Source organism: uncultured Kordia sp., from assembly GCF_947496985.1.
Lineage (GTDB): Bacteria > Bacteroidota > Bacteroidia > Flavobacteriales > Flavobacteriaceae > Kordia.
Map to the genome: position 1 here is coordinate 97,694 of NZ_CANMEZ010000002.1, position 17,192 is coordinate 114,885.

Below are 17,192 nucleotides of genomic sequence, written 5' to 3' on the forward strand. Positions count from 1 at the left end.
ACTCAATGCTAATCAATTCATAATGAAAGTAAAAATTCATTCTACCATTTTAAAAATTAACATACTGTTTCTAGTTTTCTTATTTATTTCTTGCGGAAGCGACACTTCCAAAAAAGAAACTCCTGAAACAAATACTGATACGACTTCTAAAACTGAAGCAACTACAGAAAAAGAAGATAACAATACTTATTATGTTTGGGTAGATAATATAAATGTGCGCAAAACTCCGAATACCAAAGGAAAGGTAATTGGAACGTATAAACCTCAAGAGATAAAATTTACAGGAACAATATCTGAAAACAAAGATATTATTGTACTTCGTAGCGTTGTATATGATGATTATTGGTTAAAAGTAACAACCAAAGGCAACAAAAAGGGTTGGGTTTATGGCGGCGCTGTCAAAAATGAAGGAGATGATATAGGGAATGAAATTATTACTGATGAACAGTTTGATTTTATTCATTTTGGAAAATTTGATCTAACTACTTGGAAAAATATCAGTATTAAGAATGAAGAAGCTGGAGATGCTGAAACACAAATTACAACGTATCATAAAGACGGCAAGATCTTAGAAATTAGCAAGTCAGAATTTGGTGAGTATGGATACGAATATCGTTATGTTTTAAAAGACTCTAAGCACAATATTCTTAAAGAACGTGAATTTTACTTCATGGTAGATGGTGGCGCATACGAAAATAGAGTGATGGAATTAATCGAGATTGTAAAAGATTACACAAACAAAGTGCAATACACACGTTCTCAAAAAACGAGTAAACACTTTATGCAAATGAACGCTAAGCCTTTAATGGTAAATGGTGTATGGGAATCAGTTCTATTGAGTACTGAAAACAAAACGGAATCAGAAGTTGATAAAAAAACTGCTTTTGCCAAACCGTTACAAGTAATTACAACATTGAACGATTTACCAGATGGTTTTGCTGTAGATGATGGCTGTAGTTGTACATTTAGAACACATCCAAAAGATTATGGCACTATGGTTTTTATTGGCACTACGGATGATCCACCAAAAGCAATTGCAGTAATAAAAATTGATGGAAAATACATCTCATTAAAAAGTAAAAAACCTGAAAATACTGACGACAAACGTGGAAGTGTTCACAAACAGTATTACAATGAAATTTATGATCTAAAACTTACCCTTACGGAAGAAGCAAAAGATAATGGTGGAGGAACTATTTATTCAGGAACCATGCACTTAACATCAAAAGATGGAACAATTGACACAAACATAAATACTTTTGGGAGCTGCGGCTGCTAATAAACGCTAAAAAGAATAACTATTTTCTTTATAATTTAGGTTATCTTGTTACCATTAACAACTCCATGGACAACATGGTTTCAGTAATCAAAAAAAATAAATTGCATGAATTTTTTCAAAAAACTGTTCTCTTCAAAAAAATCAACACAAAAACAAGATTCACCTCAACAAACGAAAGAGTCACTAGCAAATGAAGGTGAAATAAAAGAAATTTACACAACTAATTATTTTGCTAAAAGATATTCTGAAGATACTATTGACGAATTTATTCTGGATGGCTGTTTAAAAGTTATCAAAGGGTTTTATATTGATAATAACATTGACCAAAAAGTAGAAAATCCATTAAATCATCCAATTAACTTAGATCAAGTTGTACAAGATGGTATGGGGTTTCATATGTATTGCAAGGCGTTTAATTTAGCAGATAAAGAAACAATGATGTATTTAGCATTGGCTTTTGCAGATTACATGATTAAAGCATTTGACTTTAAGCTCTATCAAGATAACGAGCCAGAGTTTCCATTGCGAGCTATGACTATAAAATATGACAAAAATCAAACAGTTATGTCATTGTATCCAATTGAATATGCACTGAAAGTTCTTAATGATGAAGCTACATTTGAAGACATTCATACAAAAGTAAAAACGCATCTTGAAAGTATGCCCGACATGAATGATTTATTAGATCAATTTATGAATCGTGACACAGATGAGTAACCATTTTAGTAAATCGTAATCGTATGAATATTGATGATTTAAAATTTAAAAAACTCGATATTAATGGTATCAAAACATTAGTTTCTTGGGCAGAAAAAGAAGGCTGGAATCCGGGACCGCATGATGTTCATGCATACTTTGCAACTGATCCTGATGGGTTTTATGGTTTTCATTACAATGATGAACTTATAGCTGGTGGATCTATTGTTTCCTACAATGGAAATTTTGGATTCATGGGATTCTTCATCGTGAAACCACCATATAGAACGCATGGAATTGGCAGAAAACTTTGGTATCACAGACGTGACAAACTACTTTCTCGTTTGCACAAAGACGCTGCTATTGGAATGGACGGCGTTGTAGACATGCAACCATTTTATAGAGAAGGAGGTTTTGAAATTGCATTTAGAGATGTTCGTTATGAACGAAAAGGAAGTTCATTTGAAATTGATAAAAATATTTCTCCTATTGAAAAAGAAGACTTTGAAAATATCCTAGCGTACGATCAACAATGTTTTGGATTTTCGCGTCCACAATTCCTAAAACCTTGGTTACAACTTCCACTGACAAAAACATTTAAATATGTTGAAAACGATCAATTAAAAGGTTTTGCAATTATTAGAAAAGCAACCACAGGTTACAAAGTTTGTCCGTTATTTGCTGACAATCCTACAATTGCAGAAGCATTATATCAAGCGTGTTTAAATGCTATAAATGACGAATCGCTATTTTTAGATATTCCTATGAGTAATGAAGCTGCAAAAGCACTTGTAAAAAAATATGAAGCAACTTATATTTTTGAATGTGCACGTATGTATTACGGCACACCACCAACAGTTGCGCTCGATAAAATCTTTGGAATAACTACTTTTGAGTTAGGGTAGTCTTCTTTTAATCATAAAAAGTTATACTAGATGAATTTTAAAAATGAGGACTTTTATGAACATGATTCTACGAAACTTAAGGAAGAATACCTTTTATCCTATTCTTTCACTCCCGGTTTATATGACAATATTCGTATTATTAATTTATTTATCGATACAAATTTGAACTATCAACTGTTTACATTTTTTTATGCACAACCAAGTAACTTAGAAGAAATCAATGAAGACTTGGTAAAAGAGAGCAGAACTACCTTTGAACATCAAAGTAAACTCCCAAAACGCATTAGAGAACGTATTACACAATTGTTTAGTTTTTCAAAAGCTACATTAAAACAGTCATATTACAACGAGAAAAATCTTTTTGGAATTCTTGATAGAACTCAGAAATATTATCAAATTCATTATAACAATGTTCATTATTCTATGGAAATGAGCTTAGATCGTATTGATAAAAATTTATTTAACACAGAAGTCGATCAATTATTTTTACAGTTAACAGAAGCTATTGAAGCTTGGTTAGAACAACTAATTGACGGTTTTATTCACACGCATAACGAAAATTAAACAACATTACTTTTGAACATACACGATAAAAAATTTATTACCACCGAAAATAAAAATGGCCTTTCTTCTAACGAAACTATTTTTCATTATTTCCAAGATGGAAAAATCATTACAGGAACATATAAAGGTGGAGAAATTAAAGAAGGTTTCATTGTTGGAAAACAAACTGCGAACGATACAATTGAATTATTGTTTCAATGTTTAACAAACGATGGTGAGTTAAAAGTAGGAAGTTCTACAGGAATCATCACAAAACATCCTGATGGGAAATTGCAATTAAATTTTAACTGGGTTTGGCTCAATGGAGATTTATCTGGCGGAACTTCTGAATACATAGAACTGACTCAATAAACATTAACTAGCAATCAATTTAAAGTCATGATACAAAACACGTAATTCCTTATAGCCTTTTAATAATGAAAAGAGAATTTTTGCCCAACCCCATAATCCAAGAGAAAGGTTTTTAAAAATATAGAATATCCATCCTACAATTTTACAACCAAGTTTAAAGGCAGTTGTTTGTTTTAATAATGCAAACGAACCAGCTTCAGCATTTTCATTACTTATATTAGCGTCAATATATACAGAAGTGTCCATGTCTTTTGAAAACTTAAAAAACATACCTTCAGTTACCATTCCACCTTTGATATAGACACCAATAGATTTCACAATAGCACCAATTCCTCGCGTTACAATTTTAAATGATTTTGATACAAAACGGTAGAATCCTTTAAATAAATTGTGTTGAATAAAAGTGACAACCTTTTTCCCTATTTTTTTAATCCAGCGCCAAACACGTTTTAATCCATCCCACAAACGCATGCCTGTTTCTTTTATAAAACCCCACGCTTTTTGAATATTACTTGTTGTTTCTGCCGTATTATTTTTCACAAAAAGTTGTTGTGCTATTTCTTCACTTGCATCATCTTCTTTATACGATTCTTCAGATTTTAAAGCATTTGCCAGACTTACAAAAAGTCTTGGGGAAACGTTTTTAGCTAGCTTTTCTGCTATATGTACTTTTCTTCCTTCAAACTCTCTGTGAAACTCAGCAAGTGCATTCCAAATACCGCTTCCATATTCATAATTATAACTCAGTTTTACATCTACTCGTAGTTTAAAGCCTAATAACCAAAGTTCTATTTTGGCACAATTCACCATAAAATTTTTAGACAGTGTTTCATCTTCCTCTTCTTTATCAGTAGCTAGCATCAAGTTAAACACATTTCTTGTTACGACACTTCGTTTTTTTATAAAGTGAACTAGTTTCTCTTGATCAAAAAGAAGTATGAGGGTTTCTGTATTAAAATCACTTACAAAACTCCGTTTTCGTATAGCGAACATGTGAAGAATTCGTGTAAAATTGTATAAAGCTCTTCTAGTTAACAACTTAAATTTCGGCCTTGGTTTTTTTCCATATAATCCCAAAGACCAAAGTCGTAATTGAATAGCTCTATGCATGGCATGTTGCACTTCTGGCTTTATGCGTCCATTTACAAACCACCTTTCATTTGTAAATGTAGACTCGAAACTTACCAACTCATCAAGTGCATACCACGTTTCATCGCCAACCCAACTATCTTGTGTTAGGTTGGCATCTTTTTGAAACGCTAGTGTAGCTCTTTTAATTTTTTCAATTTTCTTATGTATTCGTTTTGGCTTAAAGTCTCTTCGTAGATATCCAAGCAAGTATAAGCGTGTAGCAATGGTTTGAATTCTAATTTTTTGGTGCTGCATCTGAAAAGCTTCAGTTTTGTCAACTGGTACTCTATTCACAAAACCATTGTTTGCAACACCATTTAGAATGGTTTCAAAACCTCCTAATTGATTAATTGGTGTGCCTGATACTTCCCGATATGTATATGCTGGAAATCCACTCATGTAGATGATCTTATTTTATAAGTCCTTTAAATAAGCCTAGCAAGCCAATACGTGTTTCAATTCCTGCTTTTACAGCATTTTTATGTACTTCTAAAGCAATATCAGGAACATCATCTAAGTTTTTCTTTACAAAATTATACGAGTCACCATCAAATTTGGCAAGCGTTTCTGCGACCAAAACAAGTTTAGCATCTGTTTTTCCTGCTTCAATAACTGCAAGCATATCTGCAAAAGGTTTATCACTATCCACAGAAATAGTTGTTTCACCTGTATAAGTTTGCACGTGTAATGACGTTAAATCTTTAACTGCTTTATCTAATCCTTCGATTGCTTTTTTAAGTCCCATAATGTTAATGTAATTAGTTAATATATATTTTAATGATTTTAAGAAATTTTCACTCTGAAAAGATAGGAAAAAACCATAAATCAACCAATAACAACAATAAAAAATAGTGCAACTACAAGTACTTTTACTGGCTTTTAGAGTAGCGTATTTGCACGCTTATGCAACTTGGAAATTTATAAGATATTCAACTTAAATAAAAACTAAACCTTATGAATTTTTCTGAACAAAGAGCCAAACTACCTGAACAACCAGATATGATTCTAATCATTACGGATCAAGAACGTGCAACTCGAAACTTTCCAACAGGTTGGGAAGCTGAAAACTTAGAAACCATGACATTTTTAAAAGACAATGGTTTTACATTCAACAAAGCATTTTGTAATTCTTGTATGTGTTCACCAAGTAGAACAACACTATTCACAGGCGTATATCCGTCACAACATGGAGTGACACAAACACTTACTTTTGGCGGACGTTATTCTGACTCCGAAACACAACTTGATCCAAGAATTTATAATATGGCACGCATGCTTTCAGGTGATGGATATGATGTGCAATATCGTGGAAAATGGCACTTGAGTAAAGGAGAAACTGAAAACGGTTTAACAGCTTCCGAGATTGCTTTGACAGGCTTTAAAGGCTGGGTTGCTCCTGATGCGGGAGAAGATGTAAAACCACAAAATTTTGGTGGTGGTTATGCAAATCATGATGAAATGTACATTCAGCAAGGAATTGATTTTTTACAACAAGTTCGTACAGCACGTGAAAGTGGTAAAGAGCGTGTTCCGTTTTGCTTAGTCCTTTCATTGGTAAATCCGCATGATGTATTAGCCTATCCAAATGGTGTAAACTATGGGTATTCTGAAGAAGATTGGCTTGGTAGAAGTGTTGGATTACCATATTCTTTAGATGAAGATTTACTTAAGAATAAAAAACCAATGGCGCAGTTTCAAATTGTACAATCTGCAAACATACTTTTAGGCGATTTACCAGATGATAAAAAAAAGCTAAATTATATTAACTTCTATGCACATACACTCACAAAGATTGACAAACAAATTGGAGAGTTTATTGCTGAATTATATCATGTGAGTGAAGCTGGAAACCGAATGGCAGATGATGCTTTAGTGATTCGTATTTCAGATCATGGAGAAATGGGATTAGCACATGGCGGTATGCGTCAAAAAGCATTCAACGTATATGAAGAAACACTCAATGTTCCTATGGTTTTTTCAAACCCAATTCTATTTCCTAGTAAAGATGAAAACGGAGAAAAAATTCCACAACGAAATTCTAACGAATTAGCAACGTTGATAGATATTATGCCTACAATGGCGGAAATTGCAAATATAAAACGCCCTTCTAAAGCATTACAAGGAAACAACTTATTACCAATCATTACAAACGGCACTGGTGTTCAGGATGAAATCATGTTTACATTTGACGATACCAAAGCAAGTTCGGCAGATCATGCTTCGGCAGTTTTAGCGGCGAATCGAATTCGTTGTATTCGAACTAAAGAATGGAAATTTGCCTATTATTTTCATGCATTAGGAAGTTACCCAACAATGTATGAATTGTATAAATTGACAGATAATGAAGATAATGAAATGGAAAACTTAGCATACAATCCTGAATACAAAGAAATCAGAAATGACTTAGCTAAAAAGTTGCATGAAGCAGAAAAACGTCTCTTACGTCGCAATACCATATCTGATGGACCAATTGCATTAAATCAAAATATGTAAACCATTTTTTACTACTAAAAGCTACTTATACATCATAAGTAGCTTTTTTTCTTAACAAAAGAAGCAATATCCTCTTTTAGACGTTTTACTTAATTTACCGATTCTTTATTCATATTAAATTTACATCTCCATTTATAAATCGGCACTTGTACTTATTGCTTTCAACCGATCTATCATATACATTTACCATCTAACTTTTTAAATTTTATATCATGAAAAAAAGAAATCTTAAGACATTAAAACTTAATAAAAAGTCTATTTCAAATTTTAATTCGGCTGCCATTAAAGGAGGTACATTAGTGTCTATTATTCATCCGCTTGTATGTGCGCAGTCAGAAGGAACTTGTATCAATACACATTGTGAAGATGGAATTGTTTGTGATTTACAAACACCTAAGCCTAAACAATAATAAATTTAATAGTAATGTAATTTAAAAGCAATCTTCGGATTGCTTTTTCTTTATTTCTTATTTATGATTGTAGCTCCTAATTTTTACTTTTTTGCAGAAAGATATTATCATTAATTTGAACTCATTATGCCTCTTATTTTTTTACTTTCATACTTCTCCATTTATAAATAGGCACTTACACTTATTGCTTTCAAAAGGTCAATCGTATACATTTACCATCTAACTTTTAAATTTTTACACCATGAAAAAAAGAAACTTGAAATCATTAACACTTAACAAAAAATCTATTTCAAATTTAAGTTCATCTACTATTAAAGGAGGAACATTAATTTCTATTATTCACCCGCTTGTATGCGCGCAGTCAGAAACTGGTTGTAATAATACATATGATGGCGTTGTTTGTGATTTACAAGTACCAAAGCCAAAACAATAGTAAATTAATAGTATTTTAAAAAGCAATCTTCGGGTTGCTTTTTCTTTTTTATGGTTAAAAAATAGGCTACTCATAAGAACCTGTCGAGTACAGTCATAAAAAGTTCTTATGATTATAGCCGCAAGTTTTTCGTTATTTTTGACAAAATATTTTACAACTCAAAACTTGCTATATGAAACAACTTTTTTCAGAAATTTTTCAAATCTTTATCGGAATTCTTCTGGCAAGTATTGGACTAAAAATGTTTTTATTACCTAATGGTTTTTTAGATGGTGGTGCTACAGGAATTGCCATTCTTCTTAGTGAAATATACAAGGTTGATATCTCAGTTATTTTACTCATTGTAAGCATTCCGTTTTTAATCTTAGCTTGGTTTACTCTTTCTAAACGCATTTTTGTTAAATCGATTCTTTCCATTATTGGATTGGCTATTTTTATTCACTTTGAAAACTTTTCTTCAGTTACTGATGACAAATTACTAATTGCCATTTTTGGTGGATTATTCTTAGGCGCAGGAATTGGTTTGACAATAAAAAACGGAGCTGTATTAGATGGTTCTGAAATATTAGGAATTTTTCTCAATGATCGTTTAGGAATTAGTATTGGAAAAATTATTTTAGGATTTAATGCTATATTATTTGCTATTACTGCCAAAGTACTTTCTGTAGAAATTGCCATGTATTCGGTTCTTACATTTTTGGTCACTGCCAAAATCATTGATTTAATGATTGAAGGTTTTGAAGATTTTGTCGGTTTGATGATTGTCTCAGAGTATTCTACTCAAATAGAAGCAGCATTAATCAAAACTGTCGGAGCAGGAACCACTTTATATAAAGGCGCCAGAGGTTATGGAAAACGCGGTATGCAAATCGAAAAAGAGATCATCCACACCGTAATTAACAGAATTGACATTCGTAGAACCTATAACTTAATTGAGAAAGTTGATCCCAATGCTTTTATCATAGAATTTGATGTAAACAATATTAAAGGTGGTATTTTAACTAAATACCTGACCAAAGAAGGACTCAAAAAATTAACACCAGCTTTATACTCACAACAAGATAAAAATGTTGAAAAAGCTATTGTAAATGCAGAAAAAACAAAACAGCAATAGATTTCTGCATCCTAACATCATGAAATACACTACATTTGCGCAAAATTTAAACAGTTATGTCTACTTTTCAGGATTTTGACTTATCAAAGCAGTTGCATTATGCGATTGAAGATTTAGGTTTCACAACACCAACACCAATTCAAGAAGAATCATTTTCTGTGATTCGTTCAGGGAAAGATGTGGTTGGTATTGCACAAACTGGAACAGGAAAAACATTTGCATACATGTTGCCATTGTTACGTGATTTGAAATTTTCAAAGCAAGTTAATCCAAGAATTTTAGTACTAGTACCCACGCGTGAATTGGTAGTCCAAGTAGTAGAACAGATTGAATTATTTGCCAAATATATCAATGTGCGTACCGTTGGTGTGTATGGTGGCGTGAATATGAATACACAAGCACAATCATTACAACAAGGTGCTGATATTATTGTAGCAACTCCTGGACGTTTATATGATTTGGTTTTGAGTAGAGCTTTGCAATTAAAAGCGATTAAGAAACTAGTAATTGATGAAGTTGACGTCATGTTAGATTTAGGTTTTCGTTTTCAGATTACTAATATCTTGGAATTACTTCCTGAACATCGTCAAAATATTATGTTTTCGGCAACAATGACAGATGATGTTAGTGTGTTGATTGATGATTTCTTTACTGCTCCACACACAATTTCTATCGCAGTAAGTGGAACACCGTTAGACAATATTTCGCAAACCTGCTATGCAGTTCAAAACTTTTACACGAAAGTGAATCTGCTAAAACACTTGTTAAAAGATAAGGAAACGTATAGCAAAGTGTTGGTCTTTATTTCTAATAAACGTATTGCAGATCGTTTGTTTGATTGTTTAAAACCTGAATTTGGGGAAGAATCTTGTGTGATTCATTCGAACAAAACACAAAATTACCGTTTGCGTTCTATCAATCAATTTAATGAAGGCATGAATCGTATTTTGATTGCTACTGATGTAATGGCGCGTGGTTTGGATTTGGAAATGATTACACATGTATTCAATTTTAATACGCCAAATTATCCTGAAAACTACATGCATCGTATTGGTAGAACAGGACGAGCAGAAGCAAAAGGAAATTCTATTTTGTTGTATACTGCAAAAGAAAAAGAATACAAGGAAGCGATTGAAACTTTAATGAAATACGAAATTCCACAACTAGAATTTCCTGAAGAAGTTTCTATTTCTAATGAATTAGCTCCTGAAGAACAAACACGCATTCGCGAGATTAACAATCCTTCAAAAACGACAGGATTAGCGCCTGGTTTTCATGAAAAGAAAGAAAAAAATAAGAAAACCAATCAAGGTGGATCATACCGAAGAGAAATTGCAAAAAAGTATAAAAAGCCAAAAACAAGAGGTGATAAAAATTACAATAAACGTAACAAGAAGCGAAAGTAAAATAAGCTGAGTAAAGCCTTGAAATTTCACTCAGCTTATAAATAATTTTAAGGCTGTGTATCTTTATCTGCACTCCAACACCAACAGTCTGAATATGGTAAAGATAAATACGTTGGGTATCCTCTTCCTCCTTTTACAATCTCGTTAATTTTAGAGATAATTTCTTTTTTAAGTCCTAATGATTTAAGATTTCTTTTTTTCATATCTAAATGATTTTTAAGGTTAATAATGACATGAAAGTATAACAGCAAAAAGCTAAAAACAAGAATTATAACCTCCGTTTTATGAATCAAACGTGATTAAAAACTGTATCTTTAACAAGGTGAAAATTACACAACTGCAATAAAAAAATGATACAGAAACTTCAACATACCAACAAAGAAGTAGCTACTGAAATACGTGCTGTTTTTCAAGTTTCTTATGCCGTTGAAGCCAAATTATTAAATGCAATTAATTTTCCTCCTTTAAAAAGACCTCTGGAAAGTTATATTAATAGTGACACCCTATTTTTTGGATACTTGAAAAACAATGAACTCGCAGGAGTTATTGAAATTAATCATACTACTAAATATACATACATTAATAGTTTGGTTGTTGCTCCAAAATTCTTCCGGCAAGGTATTGCAAAACGGCTAATGGAATTCGTTTTTGACACATTTGATTCAAATTTATTTATGGTCGAAACGGGATTGAAAAATAAACCTGCTACTGAATTATATAAGAAATTTGGCTTCAAAGAAGTGAAACAATGGGACACCGATCATGGAGTTCGGAAAGTAAAATTTGAACGGAGAATTTAGAATTATTTACACAATAAAATTAGTCATCCTAAAAAATAAGTAAGAACTTCGTATGTACTCGTGTTTATCACAAGCTAAAAACGCTATATGGCAATAGAAAACATACCCGAAATTTATCTTAGTAACACTAAAAAGAGACCTGATCTATTTGTCTACGATTTTAAAATGACAAATGACGTTGTGAAAAGCAAAGTCAACTTAGGCATGAATATGTTTAGCTTTTTGCAGGTTGGAAAAAAACAAGTTCATTTTGCTGGCAATTCAATTGCTGTCAATAAAGATCAATCTTTACTTCTTAAAAAAGGAAATTGGTTGTGGACAGAGTTGTTAGAAACAGAAGCCATTTATTATTGTAAACTTTTATTCTTTTCAGAGAAAGTTCTTAAAGAATTTTTAGAAAAACACACCGAAGCAAGATCAATTTTAAGAGATGAAGTTCCTTATTTTGTAATTCGGAATGATGCATATATTACTTCTTATTTAAATTCGTTAGTAACTATTCATGAAGCGCCCGCAATTTTCATGGAAAACTTACTTTCTGTAAAATTTGAAGAACTCCTACTCTATCTTATCAATAAATACGGAGATACGTTTAAGCTTTATTTACAATCTTTAATCGTTAAAGAGACTTCTGCTTTTAAAAAAATTGTTGAGAGTAAAATACATTCCAATTTAAAATTGGAAGAGATTGCCTTTTTATGTAATATGAGTTTATCCACTTTTAAACGTCATTTTATTAAAGAATATGATGTTTCTCCAGGGAAATGGTTGCAAAACAAACGGCTTCAAAAAGCAAAAGAAATGTTAGAACAAGGAGATTGTAAGCCTTCAGATATTTATTTAGATTTTGGCTACAATAACCTTTCAAACTTTAGTATTGCCTTTAAAAATAAGTTCGGATTTAGTCCTAGTAAAATCTCTTTATAATTCTTTACCTAATTTTTGACCTTTTTTCATAAACTAATGACCTTATTTAGTAATATTAGATGCGTAGCGTCTTTCTATTTTTGCATCATTATTAATAAATGATAAAAAGGAAAATTATGAATATTACATTAAAACAAGCAGAAAAAATAATTTCAATAGCACAAGGTAAATCTATCGAAATAGATACAAAGATGAATATTGCAATAGTTGATGCAGGAGCAAACTTAGTAGCATTTGCACGTATGGATGGTGCTTGGTTAGGCTCATTAGACATCTCTATCAAAAAAGCAAAAACAGCACGTTATTTTGATATGAATACAGGAATCATTGGAGAGTTATCACAACCTGGTGGCGCACTTTACAATATTGAACACTCTAATAATGGATTAATTACGTTTCCTGGTGGTGTGCCAATTAAAAACGCAGCAGGCGAAATTATTGGCGCTATTGGCGTGAGTGGAAGTTCTGTAGAAAACGATCATACAGTTGCAGAAGCTGGAGCTTTGGCAATTTAATATTTACTGATTGATTACAAATAAAAAAGCGGTTTAACAATAATAGTTGCAAACCGCTTTTTTTCGATTTTATTACTTTCTACAAAGCATTATCCTTTATGTCCTGAACAACTTCTGGATTTAGTAACGTACTAATATCGCCTAAGTTTTCAGCATCTTTCCCTGCAATTTTTCGCAAAATACGACGCATGATTTTTCCAGAACGTGTTTTTGGTAAGCCTTGTGTAAATTGCACTTTATTTAGCTTCGCAATCGGACCTATTTGTTCTGTAATGATTTGATTGATTTCTTTGCGAAGATTATCATGATTTCTGCTTTCTCCAGTTTCTTTTAAAGTTACATAACCATACAATGCATTACCTTTGACATCGTGAGGAAATCCTACAATTGCTGATTCTGCTACTGCAGGATGTTCGTTAATTGCATCTTCAATTGGCGCCGTTCCTAAGTTGTGACCTGAAACTATAATGACATCATCTACTCTACCTGTAATTCGGTAATACCCAACTTCATCGCGCAAAGCGCCATCTCCTGTAAAGTATTTGTTTTCATACGCTGAGAAATACGTGTCTTTGTAACGCTGATGATTTCCCCAAATAGTTCGTGCCATACTTGGCCAAGGAAACTTGATACATAAACGTCCATCTACTTGATTTCCTTTGATTTCCTTACCGTTTTCGTCCATCAATGCAGGTTGAATTCCGATAAAAGGTAAAGTTGCGTACGTTGGTTTTGTTGGTGTTGCAAAAGCAATTGGCGTTATCATAATGCCACCAGTTTCTGTTTGCCACCAAGTATCTACAATAGGTGCTTTTCGTTTTCCAACATTGTCATCATACCAATGCCAAGCTTCTTCGTTGATTGGTTCTCCAACCGTTCCTAATACTTTTAACGATGACAAATCATGTTTTTCTAAATGTTCTACACCTTCTTTTGCCAACGCACGAATAGCAGTTGGTGCTGTATAAAATTGATTGACTTTATGTTTTTCTACTATTTCCCAAAAACGTCCAAAATCTGGATAACTTGGTACGCCTTCAAACATTACAGTGGTTGCTCCATTACATAACGGACCATACACAATGTAACTATGTCCTGTAATCCAACCAATATCGGCTGTACACCAATAAACATCTTTTTCACGGTATTGAAATACATTTTTAAACGTATACGCACTGTACACCATGTAACCTGCCGTTGTGTGCACCATTCCTTTTGGTTTTCCTGTAGAACCTGAAGTGTATAGAATAAATAAAGGATCTTCTGCATTCATAATTTCTGGTTCATAATCCGTGTATGCTTCATCCAATAAAGGTTGTAACCAATGATCTCGTCCAGCTTCCATATGAATCTCTGAATTGATTCGTTTAGCTACTAAAACCGATTCAACACACTCACAATCTTTCAATGCTTCATCTACAATTCCTTTTAAATCGATCGTTTTTGCACCTCGATATGAACCGTCACTTGTGATGACCATTTTACACGTTGCATCATTGATTCTTGTTGATAATGCTGTGGAGGAGAATCCTGCAAAGACAACAGAATGGATTGCTCCAATTCGCGCGCACGCTAATACAGAAATTGCCAATTCAGGAATCATTGGTAAATAGATACATACACGATCGCCTTTTTGAATGCCTTGATTTTTTAGCACATTTGCAAAACGACATACTTTTTCGTGCAATTCTCTATATGAAATGTGTTGTGCAGCTTCCTCTGGATTGTTTGGTTCAAAAATAATCGCTGTTTTATCGCCACGCGTATATAAATGACGGTCTATACAGTTTTCTGTAATATTGAGTTGTGCACCTTCAAACCATTTTACTTCTGGCTTTGAAAAATCCCAACTTAAAACATTGTCCCACTTTTTTCGCCACATGAAATGTTCTTCTGCAATTTCTTCCCAAAAAACTTCTGGATTTCGAACTGACTTTCTGTATACTTGATAGTATTCTTCTAAGTGTTTTATATGATAATTACTCATGGTTAATTTATTTTTTAAATTGATTGATCTCTACTTGTAAATACCAATCTGGTGTTTTTTATATATTGTTTGTATTTCGTTTATAATGGTTTTATCATCAATGGTTGATGGTATTTTGTATTCGTTTTGATCGGCAATATTGCGCAATAATTTACGAAGAATTTTTCCACTTCGCGTTTTCGGCAATCGATTTACAACTAATACGTCTTTAAAAGAAGCTACAGCGCCAATTTCATGTCGTACTTCTTGAATAATTTCGTTTTGAACATGAGTTGTTGAAAGGCTTTCGCCAGATTTTAAAACGATCAAACCTAATGGTTTTTGCCCTTTTATTTCACAATGTACACCAAATACAGCACATTCTGCAACCGATTTGTGCGATGCCACAATTTCTTCCATTTCTGCCGTTGACAAACGATGTCCAGCCACATTGATGATGTCATCTACTCTACCAGTTATGAAAACATAACCATCTTCATCTTTGCATCCACCATCGCCAGAGAAATAATAACCTGGAAAACGCTCTAAATATCCTTTTTTGAAGCGTTCTGTATTTCCCCAAAGATTTTGCAAAGTTCCAGGAGGCAAAGGCAACTTGGCTACTACAAAACCTTCTTGACTGAATAGGACTTTTTTTCCTGCTTCATTTAAGATTTGAATGTCATATCCGCACACAGGAAAACCTGCTGATCCAGCTCTGATTCGTTGTAACTCTACGCCAATCATATTTGCCAACATTGGCCAGCCACTTTCCGTTTGCCACCAATGATCAATGACAGGAACATTGAGTTTTTCTTCTGTCCAATTGAGCGTAGCTACATCACAACGTTCGCCTGCTAGAAATTGATATTGTAAACATGATACATCAAATTTTCTCAATAATTTTCCTTCTGGATCTTCTTTTTTAATGGCTCTAATCGCTGTTGGTGCTGTAAACATAACTTTTACTTTGTGTTCACTTATTACACGCCAAAACGTAGAAGCATCAGGTGTTTTGATAGGTTTTCCTTCGAAAAGAATTGTTGTATTTCGGTTTAATAATGGTCCGTACACGATATAACTGTGTCCTACAACCCAACCGACATCACTTGCCGCCCAATACGTATCGCCTTCATCAACTCCATAGATATATTTCATTGAAAATTTTAAGGCTGTAGCATAACCGCCAGTATCTCTGATGATTCCTTTGGGTGTTCCTGTTGTTCCAGAAGTGTATAAAATGTAGGATGGATGTGTTGATTTTACCGAAACTGCTTCAACCGAAGGCGCATTATTTATGAGTGTTTCATAATCGACATCATAGCTTTTTTGTGGAATTTCTACATCTAGTTTCCGATCAAAAATAATGACTTTTTCAGGTGTATATATTGCTTTTTCAATAGCTTCATCTACAAATGGTTTGTATGGAATAATTCGTTTGATTTCAATTCCATTGGAAGCTGTAATGATCGCTTTTGGCTTGCAATCATCAATACGAATTGCCAATTCATGCGGCGCAAATCCACCAAATACCACAGAGTGAATGACGCCAATTCGTACACAGGCTAACATGGCATATATAGCTTGTGGAATCATGGGCATGTAGATGATACATGTATCACCTTTTTGCAATCCTAATTGTTGCAATCCGCCAGCAAGTTTGGAAACTTCTTCATGCAGTTTATGAAAGTTAATGTGTTGTTTTTTTCCCGTAACTGGTGAGTCGTAAATGATTGCATTTTGATCTCCAAAACCATCTTGAATATGTTTGTCTATACACAAATAACTTAGATTAAGTTCACCATCGGCAAACCATTGATCATAGTGATTTTCATCTTTGGAAAGTATTGTATTTGGTTTTGTAAACCAATCTAATTTATTGGCTTGTTCACGCCAAAAAACTTCTGGTTCTTTGATACTTTTATCATAAAATTCTTGATACTTCATGATTTCGATTTTTTAGGATTGAATAAACCGAACCAGTTAGGATTTAACACTTTCAATTTTATAAGTGCCCATATAAATACAATAAAACAAATACCCATAACTAAAGAATTCATGGTGCTTACATTTGCTTCGTTTTCATATTTAAATCGAACGAATAGTGTTATGACAGCGTAGATTGTTATGATAATGTCTGACGCTAATGGATTGATACGAAATTTCATGTCTTCAAACTTTAATTAAATACTGTTTGTTTGC

The 17,192-nt window shown here is 33.0% G+C and carries 19 protein-coding genes; 13 read left to right on the forward strand and 6 right to left on the reverse strand.

The features are described 5' to 3' along the window. Positions 1–22 precede the first annotated feature (22 nt). The 5 genes from Q0828_RS05410 (at position 23) to Q0828_RS05430 (ending at position 3,795) form a co-directional block, all read left to right on the forward strand. On the forward strand, positions 23–1,279 hold the full coding sequence (locus Q0828_RS05410; protein WP_298418371.1) for an SH3 domain-containing protein: 1,257 nt from the start codon (positions 23–25) through the stop codon (positions 1,277–1,279). 105 nt (positions 1,280–1,384) lie between these two features. Next, complete coding sequence (locus Q0828_RS05415; RefSeq protein WP_298418373.1) at positions 1,385–1,996, forward strand: hypothetical protein; 612 nt, start codon at positions 1,385–1,387, stop codon at positions 1,994–1,996. A 23-nt stretch (positions 1,997–2,019) separates the two neighbouring features. Further along, on the forward strand, positions 2,020–2,880 hold the full coding sequence (locus tag Q0828_RS05420) for a GNAT family N-acetyltransferase (protein ID WP_298418374.1): 861 nt from the start codon (positions 2,020–2,022) through the stop codon (positions 2,878–2,880). A 30-nt stretch (positions 2,881–2,910) separates the two neighbouring features. Further along, positions 2,911–3,444 carry a hypothetical protein gene (locus Q0828_RS05425; protein WP_298418376.1) on the forward strand — a complete coding sequence of 178 codons (534 nt, stop codon included), beginning with the start codon at positions 2,911–2,913 and terminating at the stop codon, positions 3,442–3,444. 12 nt (positions 3,445–3,456) lie between these two features. Further along, complete coding sequence (locus tag Q0828_RS05430; protein WP_298418377.1) at positions 3,457–3,795, forward strand: hypothetical protein; 339 nt, start codon at positions 3,457–3,459, stop codon at positions 3,793–3,795. A gap of 3 nt (positions 3,796–3,798) precedes the next feature. Here the strand turns inward: Q0828_RS05430 and Q0828_RS05435 are convergent, their stop codons facing one another. Both Q0828_RS05435 and Q0828_RS05440 read right to left on the reverse strand, forming a co-directional pair. Continuing rightward, the gene (locus Q0828_RS05435) at positions 3,799–5,325 is read right to left on the reverse strand and encodes a hypothetical protein (protein ID WP_298418380.1); all 1,527 of its coding nucleotides are present in this window, start codon (positions 5,323–5,325) and stop codon (positions 3,799–3,801) included. A 10-nt stretch (positions 5,326–5,335) separates the two neighbouring features. Continuing rightward, positions 5,336–5,671 (reverse strand): hypothetical protein, encoded by a 336-nt coding sequence (locus Q0828_RS05440; RefSeq protein WP_298418382.1) that lies wholly within the window; start codon positions 5,669–5,671, stop codon positions 5,336–5,338. A 209-nt stretch (positions 5,672–5,880) separates the two neighbouring features. Here Q0828_RS05440 and Q0828_RS05445 point away from each other — a divergent pair, with 209 nt between their 5' ends. From Q0828_RS05445 to Q0828_RS05465, 5 genes are all read left to right on the forward strand, one after another. Then, positions 5,881–7,419 (forward strand): sulfatase-like hydrolase/transferase, encoded by a 1,539-nt coding sequence (locus tag Q0828_RS05445; RefSeq protein ID WP_298418383.1) that lies wholly within the window; start codon positions 5,881–5,883, stop codon positions 7,417–7,419. A gap of 212 nt (positions 7,420–7,631) precedes the next feature. Beyond that, a complete protein-coding gene (locus Q0828_RS05450) occupies positions 7,632–7,829 on the forward strand; it encodes a hypothetical protein (RefSeq protein WP_298418384.1) in 198 nt (65 codons plus the stop codon). 241 nt (positions 7,830–8,070) lie between these two features. Next, complete coding sequence (locus tag Q0828_RS05455) at positions 8,071–8,262, forward strand: hypothetical protein (protein ID WP_298418385.1); 192 nt, start codon at positions 8,071–8,073, stop codon at positions 8,260–8,262. Between the two features lie 172 nt (positions 8,263–8,434). Beyond that, positions 8,435–9,376 (forward strand): YitT family protein, encoded by a 942-nt coding sequence (locus Q0828_RS05460; protein WP_298418386.1) that lies wholly within the window; start codon positions 8,435–8,437, stop codon positions 9,374–9,376. A 56-nt stretch (positions 9,377–9,432) separates the two neighbouring features. Continuing rightward, the gene (locus tag Q0828_RS05465; RefSeq protein ID WP_298418387.1) at positions 9,433–10,782 is read left to right on the forward strand and encodes a DEAD/DEAH box helicase; all 1,350 of its coding nucleotides are present in this window, start codon (positions 9,433–9,435) and stop codon (positions 10,780–10,782) included. 47 nt (positions 10,783–10,829) lie between these two features. On the opposite strand, the gene Q0828_RS05470 is transcribed toward Q0828_RS05465, so the two are convergent. Next, on the reverse strand, positions 10,830–10,985 hold the full coding sequence (locus Q0828_RS05470; RefSeq protein ID WP_298418388.1) for a hypothetical protein: 156 nt from the start codon (positions 10,983–10,985) through the stop codon (positions 10,830–10,832). 147 nt (positions 10,986–11,132) lie between these two features. Here Q0828_RS05470 and Q0828_RS05475 point away from each other — a divergent pair, with 147 nt between their 5' ends. The 3 genes from Q0828_RS05475 to Q0828_RS05485 all read left to right on the forward strand — a co-directional run bounded on the left by Q0828_RS05475 (position 11,133) and on the right by Q0828_RS05485 (position 13,024). Next, positions 11,133–11,582 (forward strand): GNAT family N-acetyltransferase, encoded by a 450-nt coding sequence (locus tag Q0828_RS05475; protein WP_298418389.1) that lies wholly within the window; start codon positions 11,133–11,135, stop codon positions 11,580–11,582. 87 nt (positions 11,583–11,669) lie between these two features. After that, positions 11,670–12,509: a helix-turn-helix domain-containing protein gene (locus tag Q0828_RS05480; protein ID WP_298418391.1), complete on the forward strand. Its 840-nt coding sequence runs from the start codon at positions 11,670–11,672 to the stop codon at positions 12,507–12,509. Between the two features lie 116 nt (positions 12,510–12,625). Beyond that, positions 12,626–13,024, forward strand: a complete 399-nt coding sequence (locus Q0828_RS05485) for a heme-binding protein (protein WP_298418393.1) — start codon at positions 12,626–12,628, stop codon at positions 13,022–13,024. Positions 13,025–13,103: 79 nt separating this feature from the next. Here Q0828_RS05485 and acs read toward each other — a convergent pair whose 3' ends face one another. Genes acs through Q0828_RS05500 form a run of 3 tightly spaced genes read right to left on the reverse strand, consistent with a single transcriptional unit; the run spans position 13,104 to position 17,158 of the window. After that, the gene (gene acs / locus Q0828_RS05490) at positions 13,104–15,011 is read right to left on the reverse strand and encodes an acetate--CoA ligase (RefSeq protein ID WP_298418395.1); all 1,908 of its coding nucleotides are present in this window, start codon (positions 15,009–15,011) and stop codon (positions 13,104–13,106) included. Between the two features lie 30 nt (positions 15,012–15,041). Then, complete coding sequence (locus Q0828_RS05495) at positions 15,042–16,937, reverse strand: acetate--CoA ligase (protein ID WP_298418397.1); 1,896 nt, start codon at positions 16,935–16,937, stop codon at positions 15,042–15,044. Beyond that, positions 16,934–17,158 (reverse strand): hypothetical protein, encoded by a 225-nt coding sequence (locus tag Q0828_RS05500; protein WP_298418398.1) that lies wholly within the window; start codon positions 17,156–17,158, stop codon positions 16,934–16,936. The genes Q0828_RS05495 and Q0828_RS05500 overlap by 4 nt, the downstream gene beginning before the upstream one ends. Positions 17,159–17,192: the final 34 nt, after the last annotated feature.